The organism is Bacillus sp. GS3m_15504, assembly GCF_055825275.1.
The window spans coordinates 763616-784999 of record NZ_JBVVNL010000001.1; the positions used below are offsets into that span (position 1 = coordinate 763616).

Sequence of the window (21384 nt, forward strand, 5' to 3'; positions counted from 1 at the left end):
TTGAAAAAAGGAGACGAGTTATGAGAGGTATACGAAGTATTTTATTATTAGTTTCTGTTTTGTTATGCTTTTCTTTAAATAGTGCATCGGCAAAAAGGTATATGATGTCTATTCATACTGCGTCTCCTTTACATATGCAGCGGCAACATTTTGGTAAAATGAAAGTGAGTTTCTTAAAAGTTGGACAAGGTGATGCAACACTTATTACATTGCCAAATGGACAAACGATGTTAATTGATGGAGGGCCTTATGAAGCTGGTGAGGTTATTATCCAAAAGCTAATTGAAAAAGGAATTAACCATTTAGATGCTATCGTCAGTACTCATCCTGATATGGATCACATTGGGGGACTCATTCCAATTGTAGAGCAAATGCCAGTATCACTTATATTAGATAGTGGAAAAACATATAGTTCTCTTACTTATCATACGTATCGAAATAATATAAAGAAAAGGGGGATCCCTTTCATTTCAGTAAAAGAGGGCCAATACATACCGCTAGATCCGCATGTTTCCATACAAGTATTAAACAATGGGAAGTCTAAAGATGAAAATAATGAATCTTCAATTGTATTAAAGGTTCGGTATGGTAAGGCAGATTTTTTACTAATGGGTGATGCTGATGTGCGGACGGAAACGGAGATATTAAAGCAATTTGATGTACATGCAGATGTGTTAAAGGTGGGGCACCATGGCTCATATACTTCAACAAGTGAAAGGTTTATAAAGAAGGTGGAACCACAGTTCGCGATTCTTTCTTATGGTAGCAGAAATCCGTATGGGCATCCGCATCAAAGTGTAGTGAGACGATTAAAACGGCGTGGTATAATGATGTATGGAACAAATAGACGTACGGTAGAAATGGAAACAGACGGCGAACATATTATAATAGGGTCTAGCGGGTTAATGCCATTATTGAAGTGAGTAATCTGATAAGGGGATATTCTCCCTTTTTGGAAAAGTGAATAACATATATTATAATTACAACAGACGTACTAAGTTTCCTTTTTGTTAAACAAAGAGGAAATTTCATTAGAATGTATAGACAACTACTCGTGCATATATTAAGATGGAATTAGGCGAATAAGGTAATAATAACAAGTAGGTATTTCATGGGAAAGGATCGATGAAAATGAAAACGCAAGTTGTCATCAATGCCAAAATTTATACAGGTCAAGAAGTAGTAGAAAACGGATTTATTCGTTACGCAGAAACAATTAAAGAAATTGGTTTGATGGCTCAATATGTATCACAAGAAAATGAAACTGTTTTAGATGCAGCAGGGAAGATTGTGATTCCAGGTATGATTGATGTTCATATTCATGGTGGATACGATATTGATGCGATGGATGCAAATAGCGATGGGTTAGTAACTCTAGGGAAAGAAATGTTAAAAGAAGGAGTTACAACTTACTTCCCAACAACAATGACACAAGCTCCAGAAGCAATCGAAGCAGCACTACATGCTGCGAAGGAAGCGAAAGAAAAAGGAGCACATTTCGAATATATTCACTTAGAAGGACCGTATGTTTCAAAAAAACGTGCAGGTGCACAACCACTTGAACATATTGTTCCTGCTAATATTGAACAATTTAAACAATGGCAGGAAGCAAGCGGAAATCTAATTAAATTAGTAACATACGCACCTGAAGAAGAAGGAGCATTAGAGTTTGAGCAGTATCTTGCTGAAACTGGTGTTGTCGGCACAATGGGGCATACAGATGCAATTGATGCGCAACTAAAAAACAGAAACATTACACATGCAACGCATTTATACAATCAAATGCGTGGATTACATCACCGTGAACCAGGAGTTGTTGGTCATGTGTTATTAAATCCAGATGTAATGGTTGAAGTAATTACAGATGGTATTCACATTCACCCTGATATGGTGAAATTAGCATATAAATTAAAAGGACCGAAAAAAGTAAGTGTTATTACTGACGCAATGCGTGCAAAAGGTCTTGAAGATGGATTATATGAGCTTGGCGGACAGCCAGTACATGTAAAAGATGGTAGTGCTCGATTAGAAGATGGAACGCTAGCTGGTAGTATTCTAAAAATGGATCAAGCTTTCCGAAATGTAATTGAATTTACAGGTTGTTCAATCGAAGATGCAGTACTGATGACATCAGTTAACCAAGCAGAAGAGTTTGGATTAAATAATAAAGGTGCATTAGCGGTAGGAAAAGATGCAGACTTTGTTGTGATGAATGAAGATTTACATGTATATGATACGGTTCGTTTAGGAATTCATATGAAGGAAGGGAAGTAATTAAATGAATATTCTTGTTGTAAAAACTCCAGAAGAACTAGCAGAAGCAGGTTATAAATTAATTGAAGAAGTTGTAAAAACAAAAGAAAATCCAACATTAGGAATGGCTACAGGAAGCTCTCCATTAGGTATTTATGCAGAAATGCGAAAAAATAAACTTGATACAAGCCGTGTAACCACTGTAAACTTAGATGAGTACGTAAATTTACCACATGAAGATAAAAACAGCTATCATTATTTCATGCAAGAACAGTTGTTTGATCATCTTCCATTTAAACAAACTTATGTACCAAACGGGATGGCAAGTGATTTAGAGGAAGAGTGCAAACGTTACGAGGGCATTCTAGCTGCTAACCCAGTTGACCTACAGATTCTTGGAATCGGTGAAAACGGTCACATCGGATTTAACGAGCCAGGAACACCGTTTAATTCTCCAACCAACATTGTTGAATTAACAGAATCTACACGCCAAGCAAACCTTCGCTTCTTCGAAAAAGAAGAAGATGTGCCAACTCATGCAATTACAATGGGAATTGGAAGCATTATGAAAGCGAAACAAATTCTACTTGTTGCTATGGGTTCTAAAAAGGCAGAAGCTGTTAAAGAATTATTGCAAGGTGCATATAGTGAAGCGTGTCCTGCTACAGTTTTACAACGTCATCCGAATGTAACCGTAATCGCTGATCAAGAAGCTCTATCTTTATGCAGTGAGGCGATTGCTGATGAACATCGACAAGTATTCACCATTTCCGATCTATTATCAGATTCAAGAGTGGGTGAAACAGCTAATTGAGGACGGCGAATGGAAGCCGGGAGATAAAATCCCATCTGAGAATGAACTTTGCGATAAGTTCGAAGTGAGTCGTATGACAATCAGACAGGCGATTAATAATTTAGTGGAACAAGGTTATTTATATCGGAAACGTGGAATCGGTACGTTTGTCCAACTTCCGAAAGTGGAACAAAAATTGCAAGGAATGACAGGATTCACAGAAGATATGATTTCTCGTGGAATGAACCCAAGTAGTCAATTGCTAAGTTTCCGCCTAGTTCCAGCTACTGCGAAAATAGCAGACCGGCTGAGAATACAGGAGGGAGAATCGGTTTATGAAGTGAGACGTATTCGTTTAGCGGATGATGAACCGATTGCTTTTGAGACGACATATTTGTCGCCAGCTCTTGTAAAAGATATTAACGAAGAAATATTGCAACAATCTTTATATGAACATCTAGAGAAAAAACTGGGCTTTAAACTTGTTAGCGCTACTCAATCAATTGAAGCTTCAATTGCAACGGATAATGAAGCGGAACATCTGCATATTCCTAAAAAGGCGCCAGTGCTTGTAATGCGTCAATGGTCATATTCAGAAGGTGAAGTACCGTTAGAGTATGTGAAATGTATTTATCGCGGGGATCGTTATAAGTTTATTACGAACATCGCACGTAACAAATAATATATTTCAGTTTGTGAAGTACAGTAAATGTCAAATTGTTTAACATGTAAAGAAAAAATACGACTCATCCTTACAAGGAGTGAGTCGTATTTTTATTATGAGCAATTACGTGGTTAACAGCATCTTTAACTGTATTTACTACATAGTGAGCGTGTTCTTTTACTGCGTCATCTGCCTGAGCCATAGCAAAACTGTGAGGAGTTAAAGAAAACATTGGAATATCATTATAAGAATCCCCTATGCAAGCAACTTCCTCTGGTTGTAATTGAAACTCTTTTAATAAAACTGAAATAGCGGAGCCTTTACTAATATTCGGTGGCATTACATCTAAACATTGTTCTGCTGAAATGAAGGTACTCACTTTTCCGTGGAATTTTTCATCAATTTTTTTCTGAAGGAGTTGCAAACTCTCCTTTGTTCCACCCACAGAAATTTTATTTGGAAAAATTGTATCATCTATTTTCTGTAATAAATTTGGTTCTTCAACAGAAGTCATCGTTACTTGTTTTTCAAGTTCATGAATGAACGGTGTCTTCTCTTCAATATAGTAATTATGTTCATCACTAACATAACGGAAATAAGGATCTTCATTTGTCATGTCTAACAACTCAGGAAGAATGCTGGAATCAAAAGTTGCAGATAAGAGTTGCTTATTTTCATCTGTATATACGAAAACACCATTCACACTAATACGATGGAAATTTGTATTTACAGCTTTCATTAAGTCTGCAATTTCATTATCAAGTCGTCCAGAGGCGAAGCAAAGAATAACATTTTGCTCAGCAAGACTGCGAAGTGCCGCAACATCTTGCTCATCAATAATACCCCCGTGTTGCATCATTGTACCATCGATATCACTTACAAACATTTTAATCATATTGTTATCTCCTTTCTATGTACAGTTGCTCTTACATTATACGCATCATATATAAACATGTCTAAAAAATGAATTTTTATGAAATGGTAGATGTTTTACATTGACGACAAAGAAGAATGTTCTGTAACATAAAAGCAGGCTATTTAAGGACGAGGGTGGTGTTATATGAGTAATTATCTAGAAATTAAAAAAGTTTTAAATAATAATGTCATCATTGCTAGCCATCCTGAACACGAGGAAGTAGTAGTGATTGGTAAAGGAATTGGATTTGGAAAAAAAGCGAAAGATGTACTAGGACAAGAACAAATTGAAAAAATGTTTGTTTTAAAAAATGAACGTGATCGTGAACAATACAAACTGTTAGTGCCGCATGTGAGTGAAAAATTAATTGAATTAATGAATGATATTATGTTCTATATTCAAGAAAAAGCAAAATCACCATTAAATGAACATATTCATATCGCTTTAACAGATCATATTTCTTTTGCAATTAAACGATTAAAACAAGGACTTACAATTGATAATCCTTTTTTAGTTGAAACGAAAATGCTCTATCCAGAAGAATATGAAATTGCTGAAGGTGTTGTAGATCTTTTAAATTCTCGTTTGCAAATTACATTGCCAGAGGGAGAAATTGGTTTTATTGCACTTCATATTTACAGTTCGCTTACAAATTCAGATCTATCTTCAGTGAATCAAAACTCCCGTCTCATTGCACAACTTGTATCTTTAATTGAGACAAACTTACAAATTACATTGGACCAAGAAAGTATCCACTATTTACGCCTTATCCGTCATTTGCAATATGCTATTGAACGGGTGAAAAAAGGGGAGAAAGTAGAGGAATCACAAAGTTTTGCTGAGTTATTAAGGGCGGAATATCCTGTCTGTTATAATTTAGCTTGGAAGCTAGTTAAGGTCATGCAAAAAGAATTGCAACTTCCTGTGTATGAAGCAGAAAGTATATATTTAACAATGCACCTGCAGCGCTTAGTGAAAGCAGAGCATGTGTAAAAAGACATATATTTTTGTCTAAAATGAAAACGTTAAAAAAAATCATTGAATCGCTTACAATAGTTATGTATAATAACTATTGCAAAGTTATACAAATTTCGACAAACACATTAAGGGAAATAAAGAAAACGTTTGCCTTAATTATAGTGAACTTATACGTAAACCTATTTTTGACACGTGTTACTGATTCGATCAGGCATGAGTGGAGAAAAGTAAGGAATGTAAGCTAGAGAAAGGGATATACTACCCTTTGTATAGCTATCGTTCTATCTTTTTTTCCTCATGTCTTTTTGGCGTTTGTCGGAAGGTATCAATATAGATAAGAGAGGAAGGGTTTCCATGTTTAAGAAGATCTTTGGTGTTCTTCAAAAAGTCGGAAAAGCGTTAATGCTTCCAGTTGCGATTTTACCGGCAGCAGGTATTTTACTTGGATTTGGTAATGCATTTCAAAATCCACAGTTAACAAATGTTATTCCTGCATTAAAAGCAGATTGGTTCGTAATGGTAGCAAAAATTATGGAACAATCTGGTGATATTATTTTCGCTAACCTTGCATTATTATTCGCAGTTGGGGTAGCGATTGGTTTAGCTGGTGGAGATGGAGTAGCTGGTTTAGCAGCGTTCGTCGGCTACTTAATTATGAACAAAACGATGAGTGTGTTCTTAGAAGTAGATAAGCTAGTGAAAGTAACAAGTTCTGGAGCAGATCCAGTGAAAATTGGATTTACGGATCCAGCATACGCAAACGTATTAGGAATTCCAACATTACAAACAGGAGTATTTGGTGGTATTATCGTCGGTATAGTAGCGGCATATTGCTATAATAAATACTTCAACATTGAATTACCATCATACTTAGGTTTCTTCGCAGGTAAGCGTTTCGTACCGATCGCAACTGCAACATTCTCTTTAGTAGTAGGTATTATCATGTGCTTCGTTTGGCCATACATTCAAGGTGGCTTAAATACGTTCTCACATCAAATGATTGATGCAAATAGAACATTAGCAGCATTCATATTCGGTTTAATTGAACGTTCATTGATTCCATTTGGATTACATCACATTTTCTATTCACCGTTCTGGTTCGAATTCGGTCAGTATACAAATGCAGCTGGCGAATTAATCCGTGGTGACCAAAAAATCTTTATGGCACAGTTAAAAGACGGTGTAGAATTAACAGCAGGTACATTTACAACTGGTAAGTATCCGTTCATGATGTTCGGTCTTCCAGCAGCAGCTTTAGCGATGTACCATGAAGCACGTCCAGAAAATAAAAAATTAGCAGCTGGTATTTTAGGTTCTGCTGCATTAACATCTTTCTTAACAGGTATTACAGAACCACTTGAATTTTCATTCTTATTCGTAGCACCAGTACTATTCGGAATTCATGCCGTATTCGCTGGTCTATCATTTATGACAATGCAAATTTTAGGTGTTAAAATTGGTATGACATTCTCTGGTGGTTTAATTGACTTTATGTTATTCGGTGTATTACCAGGCCGTACAGCATGGTGGTGGGTAATTGTTGTTGGTCTTGTACTAGCAGTTATTTACTACTTCGGATTCCGCTTTGCAATCCGTAAATGGAATCTAAAAACACCTGGTCGTGAAGTAGCAAATGCGAATGACGGCGCAGGGAAAGCAGAAGCTGGTGAACTTCCTCGTGAAGTACTAGTAGCACTTGGTGGTAAAGAAAACATTGCTTCTTTAGACGCTTGTATTACTCGTTTACGTGTTCAAGTTAACGAACAAAAGAATGTAAACAAAGATCGTTTAAAAGAGCTTGGAGCAGCTGGTGTACTTGAAGTTGGAAATAACATTCAAGCTATTTTTGGACCGAAATCTGACACATTAAAATCACAAATTCACGATATTATGTCAGGTCGTACACCTCATGTTGAAAAAGAAGAGCCTGTAAAAGTAGAAGAAGCTCCTCAAAAAGTTGATGCAAACGAAACAATCGTTTCACCAATTGAAGGGAAAATCCTACCAATTACAGAAGTACCTGATCAAGTATTCTCAGGAAAAATGATGGGAGACGGATTTGCAATTGAGCCGACAGAAGGAACAGTAGTTTCTCCAGTTAACGGTGAAATTGTCAACGTATTCCCTACAAAACATGCAATTGGTATTCAATCTGAAGGCGGAAAAGAAATTTTAATCCACTTCGGTATTGATACTGTAAAATTAAATGGTGAAGGTTTTGAAGCACTTGTAGCACAAGGTGATAAAGTGAAACAAGGACAACCATTATTAAAAGTAGATCTTGCATTTGTAAAAGAAAATGCACCATCTATCATTACACCAATTGTCTTTACAAATTTACAACAAGGGCAACAAGTCGAATTGAAAAAAGATGGAAATGTTAAGAAGGGCGAAAACGCAATTATTGACATTCAGTAGGAATTTGACGCAAAATGTTTATAATTATAATAGGCGATGTGGTTGACCGAACATCGCCTATTATATACAATAGATGATGTAGTACTCACGTCTATACAACTAAAAAATACTGTAATTTAAAGGAGATAAATTATCATGGAAAAAATCTTTAAAGTAACTAGCGACTCAGGAATTCATGCTCGTCCAGCAACTCTACTTGTAAACACTGCAAGCAAATTTGGTTCTGACATTAACTTAGAGTATAACGGAAAGAACGTTAACTTAAAATCAATCATGGGCGTTATGTCTTTAGGCATTCAACAAAACGCAGAAATTAAAATCACTGCAAATGGTGATGATGCAGCTCAAGCACTAGCAGCTATCGAAGAAACTATGAAAAACGAAGGATTAGGAGAATAATGACTCTTAACATTCAAGGGATTGCTGCATCAAGTGGGATTGCTATTGCAAAGGCTTTCAGACTTGAAAATCCTGAATTTAACATCGAAAAGAAATCAATTACAAACGAAGCTGCAGAAATTGCACGCTTAGAAGCTGCGCTTGAGAAAGCAAAAACTGAATTAGAAGCTATTAAGGACCACGCTTTTGCTGAGCTAGGTGCTGACAAAGCTGCGATCTTTGAAGCACATTTATTAGTGTTAAATGATCCAGAACTAGTAAACCCAGTAAAAGATAAAGTAAATAGCGAAAAAGTAAATGCTGAATTTGCAATGGATGAAGTTGCATCAATGTTTATCTCTATGTTTGAAAACATGGATAACGAATATATGAAAGAACGTGCTGCGGACATTCGTGACGTAACAAAACGTGTTCTTGCGCATTTACTAGGCATTAACTTCTCAAATCCTGGTACAATTTCTGAAGAAGTAATCATTATTGCTGAAGATTTAACACCATCTGATACAGCTCAGTTAAACCGTAAGTATGCAAAAGGTTTTACTACTGATATCGGCGGACGTACATCTCACTCTGCAATTATGGCTCGCTCTATGGAAATTCCAGCTGTTGTTGGTACAAAAGTTGTTATGGAGAAAATCCAAAACGGCGATATCGTAATCATCGATGGTTTAGATGGGGAAGTAATTGTTAATCCATCAGAAGAAACTCTTCGCTCGTTTGAAGAAAAGAAAGCGAAATTTGAAGAGCAAAAAGCTGAATGGGCAAAATTAAAAGACCAAGCTACTGTAACAAGTGATGGACATCACGTTGAGCTTGTTGCAAATATCGGAACACCAAATGATGTACAAGGTATTATCGATAATGGCGGAGAAGGCGTTGGTTTATACCGTACAGAATTCTTATACATGGGCCGTGACAATCTTCCAACAGAAGAAGAGCAGTTCGAAGCGTATAAAGCAGTTCTTGAAGGTGTAAAAGAAGGTCAACCTGTTGTTGTTCGTACACTTGACATCGGTGGAGATAAAGAGCTTCCATACTTACATTTACCAAAAGAAATGAACCCATTCTTAGGCTACCGTGCAATTCGCTTATGTCTTGATGAGCAAGATGTGTTCCGTACACAACTTCGTGCATTACTTCGTGCTAGCGTATACGGTAACTTAAAAATTATGTTCCCAATGATTGCAACTCTTGATGAGTTCCGTCAAGCAAAAGCGATCTTATTAGAAGAAAAAGCGAAACTTGTAGAAGCGGGTACAACTGTTTCTGATTCTATTGAAGTTGGTATGATGGTTGAAATCCCAGCTTCAGCAGTATTAGCAGATCAATTCGCAAAAGAAGTTGATTTCTTCTCTATCGGAACAAATGACTTAATTCAATACACAATGGCTGCAGACCGTATGAACGAACAAGTATCTTACTTATACCAACCATATAACCCATCTATTTTACGTCTTGTAAAAATGGTTATCGATGCTGCTCATAAAGAAGGCAAATGGGCTGGTATGTGTGGTGAGATGGCGGGCGATTCACTTGCTATCCCATTATTATTAGGATTAGGTTTAGATGAGTTCAGTATGAGTGCAACATCTATTCTTCCTGCAAGAACACAACTAAGCAAGTTGTCAAAAGCAGAAATGGAAACATTAGCAGAAAAAGCATTAATGATGTCAACTGCTGAAGAAGTTGTTGAACTAGTTAAAAGCATATAATTAATAAAAAAACCTGAGTCGATTTGAAATCGGTCTCAGGTTTTTTCTATGAGAAAAGTAAAACTTATTTTCTTACTCTTGAAGATAAGGAACAGAATTAGATAGCGATCGCAACAATATCAGTTGGGCATACACGTAAAATACCAGTAAAAGTATTTCGGTTTTGATTGTGCTTATCATCTTTGTTGTTATCTTTGTTATCTTTGTCATTGTTATTACGAGCTAAAGCAGAGAAAAGAGCAACACCGTTACAGAAACCTTCAAAAATTACATTGTTGAAAGATCCAACACCTTTAACGCTTAATAGAGAAAGCTCTGTTCCAACTGAAATGCTAGCAAGTACGTTACATACAGCTGGTTGTTGTGGTTTAACCTCTCTCTCTTTCTCACGATGGTCGCGCTCTCTTTCATGATGATGACAGTCTCTAAAGTTATCACAGCATCCAAATGATCCAAACATAATCCTCATCACCCCCTTCACACTTATAATCTATGTAAGTTCGGTAGTGAGTGACTGGACAGAGAGTGGAATTTTTTCTAGGGGAATTTCTCATTTTAAAAGACTAGCTGGGTGTTTATTACAGGATGATGTTTAAAATAGGATAGATATCACAAAAAAGTGTAAAGACCACCGAAATAAATGAAACGGGTAGCCTTTACACTTTTTTGCTTTTATATAAAACGATGATATATACAGGAAGAGCTAAGAGTAGCGGTACGATGGATCGTACAGTATGTTTTTCTGATTCTAATTGGAACGCTTCTTCTTTTGGAAATTGTAAAACTGAAATGTTTGCAGCATCGCCAATAAAATATAGAAGCAGTACAGTTACTATGTAACATAAAAGTGCGATAAAGCTTCCGTATGAACTCAATGAAAATCCCTCTCTTGTTATCTATTTGTTATCATTGTATCATAATTGTAATAAAAATACACGGTTATATTTCAATAGTTTAACAAAATTCGACATGAAACGTCATTTGTATGTATAGAAATAGCATGGAATTTACGTTTTTTTTTGTATAGATGTCGAATTATACATTGTAATATTACGGATGTGTGACAGAACAAAAAGAAACGAAGGTAATTTCTACCTTCGCTTCTTTTCTACCTGATATTAATGTGCAGTAAGAACTCAAACTGATTTAAGTTACACTTTATTATTTCGCCCATTCACTAACTTGTTCTACGCTCATTCGTGGTGCAGGATGGCCTTTTAAAGTTGATTCACCAATTGTAATAAGCATAATTGGTACGTAACGAGATGAAACATTGAATTCCTCTGAAAGTGCTTGTGGATTGAAACCACCAATAGCACAAGTATCCCAGCCAGTTGCTTTAGCTGCAAGCATAAGTTGCATAGCTGCTAAAGATGCATTTGAAAAGGCTGCATCCCTTGGAAATTGCTCACGAGCATATGCAGATTCAATATTTTTAGCTAAGCGCTCTTTTGCTTCTTCTTTCATAAATCCTTGTTCTACAATTGGACCATATACTGGTTCAACGTTTTTATAAGCTTCTAAATCACCTAAAATAGCGACTACAGCAGAAGCATCAAGAATTTGTTGTTGGTTATAAGCAATTGGGTGTAATCGTTTCTGTACATCTTCACCTTGGAATACGAGGAATTTCCAGTGCTGCAAGTTCCAAGCAGAAGGTGCTTGAGCAGCGCCCTTTAAAATCTCGTGTAACTCTGCAGATGAAATTTCTTTTTCTGGGTTGAATGCACGTGTAGATGTGCGTTCATATAGAACATTAAAAAAGTTGTCGTTTGTCATTATATATCCTCCAAATTACATATCAAATTATGAAAAAATACATGTAATACATTCTACTTACATTTTGTAAGTTATCGAATTTAAGAATATAATATCTTTATTTTAATTGTCAAGTTTTAAAGCAGAAGCTAGGGCATTCATACAAACGATACAATTCCAATAATCATACACTAAAAAAGGAATTTATAGAATGAAAAACGAAGAGAACATTCTCAATTAGCTTGTTAACATGTATCCCTCACTCATTAAAGTTTTGAGAGAACAGTTTTTTTTATAAAAGGTTTGTGAGGAATTCAGTAGAACAAGATATATGAAGTGAGTGAAGACTAGTGATGAACATACTACATTTTTTATTAGAGAATACGGTTTTCCAAAATGTATTACAAGATCTTCAGTTAAATGTCCTTTATATAGAAAATGGATGCACACATCAACAAACGATAGAAAATATCCATCCAAAATGTATGTTTATAGCAAATAGTTTTGAAGAAGGAGAAGTATTGTTTCAGAGGACTAAACCACATATTGTAATTATGTATGTAACAGATTTTTCTCAAATAAAATATATAAAGAATATGTATAATCCACAGAGTACATTTATTGTCATTTGGGATCAACAAATAACAAGCGAGTTTGCAGAGGTGCTTACGTTAGGAATACGTAATATTGTGATAGCCCCTGTGACTCCGCAAATGGTGTTAGAGGAAGTGAATAAAAGCTTATATCAGCTTTCTTTAGTGCGGCAAGTAAGTTTGCAACAAGAACTACTTCAAACGATGTTTGATTTTCGAAATGATCTATTATTTATAGTAGAAGACGATGAAATTGTTGATTGTAATACAAATTTTTTAGAGTTTTTCGGATATGAAAATTTGTTTGCTTATCGTGAACAACATTTAGTATTTGCTGAACATCTTATTAGAGAAAATGGATACTATTCAACAACTCATGATATAACATGGTTAGATGATACATTATCATATGATAGAAGAATTAAGATGTCCAACTATGAAGGGGAAGTGTCAACTTTTTTATTGCGTGCAACACCATTGCCAGAAGATTTATCAAGATTTATTGTGAAGTGTACAGAGATTACAGAATTAGATGAAATCTATCAAGAACAAGAAAGGCTTGCTATGATAGATTCGTTAACAGAGATTTATAATCGTTTGAAATTCCAACAAATACTAGAGGCAGAATGGGATAATGCGATGCGTAATAATGAAAACATAGCACTTATTTTATTTGATATAGATAATTTTAAAGCAGTAAATGACACGTATGGCCATGATTTTGGTGACTTAGCATTAATTGAGCTTGCAGAGCTTATGAAATCTAAAGTGGAGCAGCAACATGTGTTTGCAAGGTGGGGAGGAGAAGAATTTATTATTTTAGTAACGAATACAGTGGAAAAAGAAGCATTTCAAGTTGCGGAATCATTACGATTTTTTATAGAAACAAAGCAATTCTCGGGAATTTCGAAATTAACAGCGAGTTTTGGAGTTGCATTATATGAAAAAGGGATTACAAGAGAAGAATTAATGCAACGGGCGGATATTGCATTATATGAAGCGAAAAAAAATGGTAAAAATCAAGTGTGTGTATATAGAAAAGAAAAAAAGTGATTTTTCGCAACAAATTGTTGCGATTTTTTTTGTCTAATTATAGAATGAGAAAAATATATGTATGAAAGTACACAATAAATATAATGAAGATCGTTATATTATTTGTAGAGTTTATGGTGTAACCTATTATTTAATTCCGCATTACTTAGCCGTAAAAGCCTAATGTCTGGGCTAATTAGGAGGATAATCTCTTTTTATTTTATTGGGAATTAAGGGAAAGAATAATAGTAATGCCTGTTATTGGACTGATAATATTAGAGAATATAGAGGAAGATAAAAAGGTTAGTATCATAAAAAAAGTAGATCGATCTTTAGTATGAAAGTAATGTAATGAGAAGTTTTGGTTGGAGATAAAGAACGTGTTATATTGAATAAAGAGTTCTGAAATATAGTAAGAGAGTTATTAGAACAAAGGGGATGAGAAAATGGAACATAAAACTTTATCAATAGGTTTCATCGGTATTGGTGTAATGGGAAAAAGTATGGTTCATCATTTAATGCAAGAAGGTCATAAGGTATATGTATATAATAGAACGAAAGCGAAAACAGATTCTTTAGTGCAAGATGGTGCAAATTGGTGTGATACACCGAAAGACTTAGTAAAGCAAGTGGATGTTGTAATGACTATGGTAGGATATCCACATGATGTAGAAGAAGTGTATTTTGGGATAGATGGGATTTTGGAGAATGCAAATGAAGGTACAATTACAATTGATTTCACGACATCTACACCAACATTGGCAAAACGTATTAATGAAGCGGGTAAAAGTAAGAATATATATACGTTAGATGCGCCTGTATCTGGAGGAGACGTCGGTGCGAAAGAGGCAAGACTCGCAATTATGGTCGGTGGCGAGAAAGAAATATATGAAAAATGTTTACCGTTATTTGAAAAACTAGGAACAAATATTCAGTTGCAAGGACCAGCTGGAAGTGGACAACATACAAAAATGTGCAATCAAATTGCAATTGCTTCTAATATGATTGGAGTATGTGAAGCGGTTGCTTATGCGAAAAAAGCTGGACTAGATCCAGATAAAGTATTAGAGAGTATTTCAACGGGGGCAGCAGGTAGCTGGTCATTGAGTAATTTAGCTCCTCGCATGTTAAAGGGAGATTTTGAACCGGGGTTTTATGTAAAGCATTTTATGAAAGATATGAAGATTGCTTTAGATGAGGCTGAAAAATTACAATTACCAGTACCAGGTTTAAGTTTGGCGAAGGAATTGTATGAAGAGCTAATAAAAGATGGAGAAGAGAATAGCGGAACACAAGTGTTATACAAAAAATACATAGGGGGTAAGTGAGATGGATCTTCAAAAATTTGATGAGATGATTGATGCTGTACAACGAGCAACTTGTGTACAAATTAATGAAAAACAAATAGAAGCTTTTAAACAAAAATATGATTTTGAACCAAAATTCGAATATGGAAGAGATGAAAAAGGGCATTACGTTATTCGAACTTCAAAAAAGATGTTAGAAGAAATGGAGTTTTATTTGGCATTAAAATATGATCGAGATGGAGTTGACCTTTATATGCAAGCAGAGATTGACGGTATATGCCACGTATCTCTTAGTTATAGTGAAGACGCCTTGCATTTACAAGAATTGTTTCAATTTCTAGAAGAAAATAAATAAAAGTCCTCAAATGAGGACTTTTATTTATTTAAGTATATTTAATTTTATAATTATAAGCTAGAAGCACGGCGGCATCGTTCAATTGGGAATGGAATAACTTGCGCGATGTGATTAGGACCAAATTGTTTTGTACGAGCATGGCGTATTATATAAAATGCACACAGAATTGAAATAGGAATAGCACCGAACAAACCAAAGAATAAAGCGCTTACACAAGATGCAACAAAACCTAACACACCAACTTCTAATTCTTCCATAATAGCTCCTAGAATAATAGGAAGTGCTCCACACGTAACCCCCAGTATAAGTGCGATAAGTAAACTCATGATTATCCCCCTCTGTTTGCAATATTTTTTCCTTCTTAGTTAATTGTAGTATATCATATATAAAACAGAATTTTCAGAAAAAATTCAAAAAAAGTTCAATAAATGTTCAAAAAATGTTAAGAAATACACTTGAAAAATAGAAGGATAAGATCGTTTTTGAAAGGAAGGACGCATACGTTTGAGAAAATAAAAAATCAGGCTTATTTCATATTTTGAAATAAGCCTGCTCCATAGGAGGATGTATATATGTAGAGTGAATAAAAGGTTGGAAAAGGGGGTCCAAGACCTTTTATTCAACTAACTACCTTAATAGATTGGAACCCAACCTTCAGTTGTAACAAAAATACGAATAGCTACAACTTGACGATCATCTTGCAAGGTAAAATAATGTCTTGCATTTTCAGGAACAGATATGAGATCGCCTGGCTCAAGTTCAACGTCAAAGAATGTCCCATCTTTTCCTTCAATGGCAAAGATGCCATGACCACTAACAATAAAGCGAACTTCATCATCAGTATGATGGTGTTCTTTTTGGAAATTAATTAATAGTTCGTCAAGGTTAGGTGTGCTATTTGAAAGTGAAATTACATCATGTGCTTTATAACCTCGGCGCGCTGAAACATCAGCAATTTCTTTTGAAAACACAGCTAATATTTCAGCCTTGTTTTCATCTGTTAACGAATAATTTTCATTTAAATGAGGAGGAAGTTTAGAAATATTCCATTTCTCATATAAAACACCTTCCTCTTGTAGAAATTTAGATACTTCCACTTCATTTTCAATGCGAGTATTTACTTCATGAATACGAATTTGCGCCATTAGAAACGCCTCCTTGAATTGATAGTAGTTTTATATGAAATTGGAATAAAAACTCATAAGCTTCTAATCTTTTCTTTGCATCAAAGCTATCTCGGCCCCATACGGTAATACCATGGTTACGGATTAATACTGCCCCCGAATCTCCCTGTATATGCTTGCGGAAGTTTTCTCCAAGCGTTGGGATATGAGCATGGTTTTCGATAATAGGAATGTGAATTGTTGCACCTTCTTCCCAAATATCGAGAGCTTTAATAATTTCTTGATTTTGAAGTGTGACGGCATCACTATATAAATTTGTGATCACATTGTTATCAGTTGTATGAACATGAAGGACGCACCCAGCATTCGTATTGTTATAAATATGTGTATGCAAGATTGTTTCTGCTGAGGGACGTAATTCAGTCTCTAATACGGGAACCCCTAGATGATCTACTAGTAGAAAGTCATCTGGAGTCGTTTTGGTTTTATCTTTACCACTTGCTGTAATGAGAAAAGTGAGTGGTTCATGACTAACCTTTATAGAAATATTACCACTCGTTGCTGGAAACCAATTTCGTGTTGTTAATTCTTTTTTTATCTCGCTTAAGTCATACCATTGACGAAAAAGTTGTTTCATAATTTCACCTCCAACAAATGTTTTAATTCAGTTTTAACATCGTGAAACGTTTCAAATGGTGTATAAGAAATATGATTTTCTTCGCATTTTGTAATAAGGAAATCACGAGCGAACACTTTATCCGCTTGTTTTGCAGCTTGTAAATCGGTAATTGAATCTCCAATTACAATATGGAAGTCATTCGTATCACTCAATTTACGGATGAGTGATGATTTACATAATCCGCAATGATTTTGACAAAGACGATCACAAGGATGAGGCCAATTCACCGTAATGTATTCATTTGAAAAATCTGTTTCATTACAGTAAATTTGCTCTTTTGGAATGAGTCCTTGTAAGAGTGGATAGACGAAGAAATCCATTCCACCTGATATAACATAAAAGGAAATATTGTTTTCATTTACAAATTGTATAAATTCATGAAAACCATTACGAATTTCAGCAGTCTCTATTAAAAATTGAATAATTTCATCGTGCAGATTAGTAGGTATTAATTGAAATAATTGAGAAACACCTTCTTGAATAGATAGCTCTTGTGATAAAATTCTATTCTTTACTTCTTCAGCTTCTGGTGGTGCGAATTTCTCCATAATGGACATAATGTTATCATTATTTGTAATCGTGCCATCGAAATCACAAAATACTTGAATACTCATAATTTCACCTCATGAGAGGGATTTCCCCATATTTGTAGTGCACTATGCAAATTTATATCATCTACTTCATGGAGTGGTTTATTTTGCAAAGTAGCATCAATGGCAGTACGGAAAGCTTTACCGCCGCCTTGCGCTCCATTTGGATGTCCATGTATCCCACCGCCAGCATTAATAACAACATCTTTACCGAAATCTCGTATAATAAAGGGAACGAAGCCAGGGTGAATACCAGCAGATGGAACGGAAAAGCTCTTCTTGAAAAACACATCGTCTTCAGTTAAATATTTTGAGATAGCAAGAGCTTCCTCTTTTTCTAGCGCAACACTTCCGTATGGAGATGGGAATAATGAAAAATCAGCCCCAGCATAACGTAGCAGCTTTCCGAGTAATAATGGAGATGAAATTCCATATAACTTGGATGCTGAATAAGCGCCACTTACAGCAGGGTGTGCCATAATAGGAACTGGGATTTCATCATCTTCTGCAAGTGATTGTAGTACATCTAGTCCGTAAGCAAATACGTTAAATAATAAAATATCAGCTCCAGCTTGCACTGCACGTTTTGCATTTTCTTTTAAATCAAAAGTTCGTCCTGTTACATTTACGGCGTATAACGTTTTATGTCCGTACGTTTCATATACGGATTGTAAAACTTCTTTTCCAGATACAATGCGTTTCGTAAGTGGTGTTAATGCATTTTCAAATAATATTTCATCATCTTTTACTATATCTACACCACCAATTGCTTGATCGCGTAATTGCGTTTTTAAATACCCAATATTTCGTCCAATCATTCCTTTAAAAATACTCATTAAAAGGGGACGATCATGCACTTGTAAAAGATTTCGAATACCATCTATCCCGAATTTTGGACCAGGAAAATGTTTTTTCAACTCGTCTGAAAAAGTTAAGTCAATCAATTTTACTTCGCCATCAAGTGATAGCTTCCCAAATGTAGTCGTTAAAATTGCTGGTAAATCTGGACTGAAGTTTAATAACGGATATTCGATTTTAATAATTCCGCGTTTTACTTTTTTACGTAAATACGAATTGGTATGTTCATGTTCAGCTAACTCCTCAACATGAAGGACGTTGCCTTTATGCTGCTTTAACTGTTCTTGCAATAAGTGTGGCAAATGAGTCCAAGAGCCAATTGTTAAACCGAGTGCAATTTGCTCAGCTTTTTTTTCTAAGTTATGTGAATCATCATGGATTAAATACGTCGCTATAATTCCGCTCATTGTTATAACCTCCTAGTTAAATAAAAAAACCTCTCAGCTAAGGAGAGGTTTTTTTACAACCAGCTCCTTATCTGTCAGCGTAATGCTGCGAGAATTAGCACCGTGTCTACAATTATGTAGATCGGTTGCCGGGTTTCGTCGGGCTCGTCCCTCCACCTGCTCTTGATAAGAAGTATTTAGAAATGTTTAAATTTTTAAGATAACTGAATTTTGTCAGATATTTTTCATGTTGTCAATTACTTTTTAAAAAAATTTAATTTATCAATTCGATTAATGGCTTCTCGTAATCTATCTTCTGTATGCAAGAGACCAACACGGACGTACCCTTCGCCATGTTCACCAAATCCAACACCAGGAGCAACCGCAACGTGTGCTTTTTCTAGTAAAATATCAGAAAATTGCTCAGATGTATAACCTTCTGGAACAGGAAGCCATGCAAAGAATGATCCTGTTGGAATGTCTACATTCCAACCAATTGAGTGACAAGCTGAAATAAGAGCGTTTCTTCGAGATTCGTAACTATTTACAAGGTCTATGACGCAAGACTGTGAACTTAATAGTGCTTCGCGGGCAGCATCTTGAATGGCACCAAAAATACTAACATACATATGATCTTGTAATAAGTTAATTGTTTCAATCACACTTTCATTCCCTACCGCAAAAGCGATGCGCCAGCCAGCCATATTGAAAGTTTTCGATAAGGTGTAAATTTCGATTCCTGTATCTTTGGCACCATCTGCTTGTAAGAAACTAACAGGTTTTTGACCATCGAATCCAATCGCACCGTAAGCAAAATCATGAACGACTAATATATTATGTTTATTAGCAAAATGAATGGTTTCATCAAAGAAATCTTTTGATGCAGTAGCACCGGTCGGATTATTTGGATAGTTTAAAAACATTAATTTTGCACGCTCGGCAATAGAGTCATCGATTTTTGTATAATCTGGTAAAAAATTATTTTCTGCAATAAGCGGCATTGTTTCAAATTGTGCTTTTGCTAAAGCAACTCCTGATAAATAATCTGGATAGCCTGGATCGGGAACGAGAATCGTATCACCAGGGTTTGTAAAACAAACTGGTAATTCTACTAATCCAGCCTTTCCACCAAACAAAATAGCAACTTCAGTTTTTGGATTTACTACTACATCATATTCACGTTGATAGAATGTTGCCACGGCTTCTTTTAAACTTTCATGTCCGCGAAATGGCGGATATTTATGATGAATGGTCTTTTCTGCAGCATCTTGTAAAGCTTTTACGATATGCTGCGGCGTTGGTTGATCTGGATTACCTTGACCTAGATTAATAACATCGTGACCAGCTGCAACGACTTTATTAACTTTTGCAACAAGTGAAGCAAAAAATTGTGTTGGCAATGATGTTACTATCTCAGAAGGTTGAAATAATTTCATACTTTCCACCTCTTTTGAAAGTTGTTACAATTCTAGTGACAAATGATATAATCTTTCCAGTATTTTGTAAAGAAAAAAATGAGAATGGGGCTGAAAAAATGAAAGTCGCATGTATTCAAATGGATATTTTCTTTGGAGATGTAGAAAAAAATATTGAGAATGCTAAAAATAAAATAAGCGAAGCAATGAAGGAAAGACCAGATGTTATCGTCTTACCAGAACTATGGACAACAGGTTATGATTTAACGAGACTTTCTGAAATTGCAGATAGGGATGGATTGGAAACGAAAGAAAAGTTGATAGAATGGTCGAAACAATATGGTGTACATATTGTTGGTGGTTCTATAGCAAAGCAAACAGAACAAGGTGTTACAAATACAATGTATGTTGTAACGAATAAAGGAGAACTAGTTAATGAATACAGTAAAGTACATTTATTTCAGCTTATGGATGAACATAAATATTTAATCGCTGGAAATAGTACAGGTGAATTTAAGTTAGATGATGTAGAGTGTGCCGGCACAATTTGTTATGACATTCGTTTTCCAGAGTGGATGCGTGTTCATACTGCTAAAGGTGCAAAAGTTTTATTTGTTGTAGCTGAATGGCCATTAGTTCGTTTAGCACATTGGCGTTTGCTATTACAAGCAAGAGCGGTTGAAAATCAGTGTTATGTTGTTGCATGTAATAGGGCAGGAAAAGATCCAAATAATGAGTTTGCTGGTCATTCTTTAATTGTCGACCCTTGGGGCGAAGTTGTTGTAGAAGCGAATGAAGAAGAATCAATTTTATTTGGAGAGCTTACATTCGAGAAAATTGAAGAAGTACGTAAAGGAATTCCAGTTTTTGCAGATCGTCGTCCAGAATTATACAAATAAAATGTTGACAAGTGATTTTTATTCTTGGTATAGTCTTCAACATAAAGTTAAAAATTCTAAAAAATTATATAACTCTTATCAAGAGCAGGTGGAGGGATTTGGCCCGATGAAGCCCAGCAACCGACCGTAATACCATTGTGAAATGGGGCGTTTATGACGCCAAAAGGCACGGTGCTAATTCCAGCAGAAAGTAAAACTTTCTGGCAGATAAGAGGGGAGAAGATAAACTTCAAACCTCTTTCTTAGTGGAAAGAG

General features: G+C 35.4%; 22 protein-coding genes and 2 riboswitches. Of the genes, 12 read left to right on the forward strand and 10 right to left on the reverse strand.

Translation table 11 applies throughout. The annotated features are described in order from the left end of the window. Positions 1–20 precede the first annotated feature (20 nt). The 4 genes from AC0L0O_RS04275 to phnF all read left to right on the forward strand — a co-directional run bounded on the left by AC0L0O_RS04275 (position 21) and on the right by phnF (position 3728). Complete coding sequence (locus AC0L0O_RS04275; RefSeq protein WP_001214094.1) at positions 21–923, forward strand: ComEC/Rec2 family competence protein; 903 nt, start codon at positions 21–23, stop codon at positions 921–923. A gap of 208 nt (positions 924–1131) precedes the next feature. Next, positions 1132–2274: an N-acetylglucosamine-6-phosphate deacetylase gene (nagA, locus tag AC0L0O_RS04280; RefSeq protein ID WP_001983978.1), complete on the forward strand. Its 1143-nt coding sequence runs from the start codon at positions 1132–1134 to the stop codon at positions 2272–2274. A 4-nt stretch (positions 2275–2278) separates the two neighbouring features. Further along, positions 2279–3067 carry a glucosamine-6-phosphate deaminase gene (nagB, locus tag AC0L0O_RS04285; protein ID WP_001024206.1) on the forward strand — a complete coding sequence of 263 codons (789 nt, stop codon included), beginning with the start codon at positions 2279–2281 and terminating at the stop codon, positions 3065–3067. Beyond that, a complete protein-coding gene (gene phnF, locus AC0L0O_RS04290; RefSeq protein ID WP_002194085.1) occupies positions 2997–3728 on the forward strand; it encodes a phosphonate metabolism transcriptional regulator PhnF in 732 nt (243 codons plus the stop codon). The genes nagB and phnF overlap by 71 nt, the downstream gene beginning before the upstream one ends. A 70-nt stretch (positions 3729–3798) precedes the next feature. Here phnF and AC0L0O_RS04295 read toward each other — a convergent pair whose 3' ends face one another. Further along, entirely contained in the window at positions 3799–4605 is an 807-nt protein-coding gene (locus AC0L0O_RS04295; RefSeq protein ID WP_000594222.1) for a Cof-type HAD-IIB family hydrolase, read from the reverse strand. 165 nt (positions 4606–4770) lie between these two features. Here AC0L0O_RS04295 and glcT point away from each other — a divergent pair, with 165 nt between their 5' ends. The 4 genes from glcT to ptsP all read left to right on the forward strand — a co-directional run bounded on the left by glcT (position 4771) and on the right by ptsP (position 10133). Beyond that, on the forward strand, positions 4771–5619 hold the full coding sequence (gene glcT / locus AC0L0O_RS04300; protein ID WP_000073874.1) for a glucose PTS transporter transcription antiterminator GlcT: 849 nt from the start codon (positions 4771–4773) through the stop codon (positions 5617–5619). A 339-nt stretch (positions 5620–5958) separates the two neighbouring features. Beyond that, on the forward strand, positions 5959–8022 hold the full coding sequence (ptsG, locus tag AC0L0O_RS04305; RefSeq protein WP_000473200.1) for a PTS glucose transporter subunit IIABC: 2064 nt from the start codon (positions 5959–5961) through the stop codon (positions 8020–8022). A gap of 135 nt (positions 8023–8157) precedes the next feature. Further along, complete coding sequence (gene ptsH / locus AC0L0O_RS04310) at positions 8158–8421, forward strand: phosphocarrier protein HPr (RefSeq protein WP_000411080.1); 264 nt, start codon at positions 8158–8160, stop codon at positions 8419–8421. Further along, a complete protein-coding gene (gene ptsP / locus AC0L0O_RS04315; protein ID WP_000174221.1) occupies positions 8421–10133 on the forward strand; it encodes a phosphoenolpyruvate--protein phosphotransferase in 1713 nt (570 codons plus the stop codon). The genes ptsH and ptsP overlap by 1 nt, the downstream gene beginning before the upstream one ends. A 97-nt stretch (positions 10134–10230) precedes the next feature. Here the strand turns inward: ptsP and AC0L0O_RS04320 are convergent, their stop codons facing one another. From AC0L0O_RS04320 to AC0L0O_RS04330, 3 genes are all read right to left on the reverse strand, one after another. Then, positions 10231–10593, reverse strand: a complete 363-nt coding sequence (locus AC0L0O_RS04320; protein WP_000468027.1) for a DUF3915 domain-containing protein — start codon at positions 10591–10593, stop codon at positions 10231–10233. Positions 10594–10789: 196 nt separating this feature from the next. Further along, positions 10790–11008 carry a hypothetical protein gene (locus tag AC0L0O_RS04325; RefSeq protein WP_000100488.1) on the reverse strand — a complete coding sequence of 73 codons (219 nt, stop codon included), beginning with the start codon at positions 11006–11008 and terminating at the stop codon, positions 10790–10792. Positions 11009–11294: 286 nt separating this feature from the next. Next, positions 11295–11912 carry a nitroreductase family protein gene (locus AC0L0O_RS04330; protein ID WP_000180378.1) on the reverse strand — a complete coding sequence of 206 codons (618 nt, stop codon included), beginning with the start codon at positions 11910–11912 and terminating at the stop codon, positions 11295–11297. 332 nt (positions 11913–12244) lie between these two features. Here AC0L0O_RS04330 and AC0L0O_RS04335 point away from each other — a divergent pair, with 332 nt between their 5' ends. The 3 genes from AC0L0O_RS04335 to AC0L0O_RS04345 all read left to right on the forward strand — a co-directional run bounded on the left by AC0L0O_RS04335 (position 12245) and on the right by AC0L0O_RS04345 (position 15178). After that, positions 12245–13537 (forward strand): GGDEF domain-containing protein, encoded by a 1293-nt coding sequence (locus AC0L0O_RS04335; RefSeq protein WP_001023204.1) that lies wholly within the window; start codon positions 12245–12247, stop codon positions 13535–13537. 425 nt (positions 13538–13962) lie between these two features. Beyond that, positions 13963–14844 (forward strand): NAD(P)-dependent oxidoreductase, encoded by an 882-nt coding sequence (locus tag AC0L0O_RS04340; RefSeq protein WP_000400423.1) that lies wholly within the window; start codon positions 13963–13965, stop codon positions 14842–14844. A gap of 1 nt (position 14845) precedes the next feature. Beyond that, positions 14846–15178 carry a DUF3909 family protein gene (locus AC0L0O_RS04345; RefSeq protein ID WP_000365608.1) on the forward strand — a complete coding sequence of 111 codons (333 nt, stop codon included), beginning with the start codon at positions 14846–14848 and terminating at the stop codon, positions 15176–15178. 50 nt (positions 15179–15228) lie between these two features. Here AC0L0O_RS04345 and AC0L0O_RS04350 read toward each other — a convergent pair whose 3' ends face one another. From AC0L0O_RS04350 to AC0L0O_RS04375, 6 genes are all read right to left on the reverse strand, one after another. Next, positions 15229–15504, reverse strand: a complete 276-nt coding sequence (locus AC0L0O_RS04350) for a hypothetical protein (RefSeq protein WP_000054667.1) — start codon at positions 15502–15504, stop codon at positions 15229–15231. 306 nt (positions 15505–15810) lie between these two features. After that, positions 15811–16323: a 1,2-dihydroxy-3-keto-5-methylthiopentene dioxygenase gene (locus tag AC0L0O_RS04355; RefSeq protein WP_000057309.1), complete on the reverse strand. Its 513-nt coding sequence runs from the start codon at positions 16321–16323 to the stop codon at positions 15811–15813. Beyond that, a complete protein-coding gene (locus tag AC0L0O_RS04360; RefSeq protein WP_000811328.1) occupies positions 16301–16939 on the reverse strand; it encodes a methylthioribulose 1-phosphate dehydratase in 639 nt (212 codons plus the stop codon). The genes AC0L0O_RS04355 and AC0L0O_RS04360 overlap by 23 nt, the downstream gene beginning before the upstream one ends. Further along, the gene (gene mtnX / locus AC0L0O_RS04365; RefSeq protein WP_000027476.1) at positions 16936–17595 is read right to left on the reverse strand and encodes a 2-hydroxy-3-keto-5-methylthiopentenyl-1-phosphate phosphatase; all 660 of its coding nucleotides are present in this window, start codon (positions 17593–17595) and stop codon (positions 16936–16938) included. The genes AC0L0O_RS04360 and mtnX overlap by 4 nt, the downstream gene beginning before the upstream one ends. Next, positions 17592–18836: a 2,3-diketo-5-methylthiopentyl-1-phosphate enolase gene (mtnW, locus tag AC0L0O_RS04370; protein ID WP_000014199.1), complete on the reverse strand. Its 1245-nt coding sequence runs from the start codon at positions 18834–18836 to the stop codon at positions 17592–17594. Before mtnW ends, mtnX begins: the two co-directional genes overlap by 4 nt. Before the next feature lie 64 nt (positions 18837–18900). Next, positions 18901–19008: riboswitch (SAM riboswitch) on the reverse strand. 64 nt (positions 19009–19072) lie between these two features. Next, positions 19073–20251, reverse strand: a complete 1179-nt coding sequence (locus AC0L0O_RS04375) for a pyridoxal phosphate-dependent aminotransferase (RefSeq protein ID WP_000765527.1) — start codon at positions 20249–20251, stop codon at positions 19073–19075. A 14-nt stretch (positions 20252–20265) separates the two neighbouring features. Here AC0L0O_RS04375 and AC0L0O_RS04380 point away from each other — a divergent pair, with 14 nt between their 5' ends. Beyond that, positions 20266–21129 (forward strand): carbon-nitrogen family hydrolase, encoded by an 864-nt coding sequence (locus tag AC0L0O_RS04380; protein ID WP_033688597.1) that lies wholly within the window; start codon positions 20266–20268, stop codon positions 21127–21129. 72 nt (positions 21130–21201) lie between these two features. After that, positions 21202–21343: riboswitch (SAM riboswitch) on the forward strand. Positions 21344–21384 lie beyond the last annotated feature (41 nt).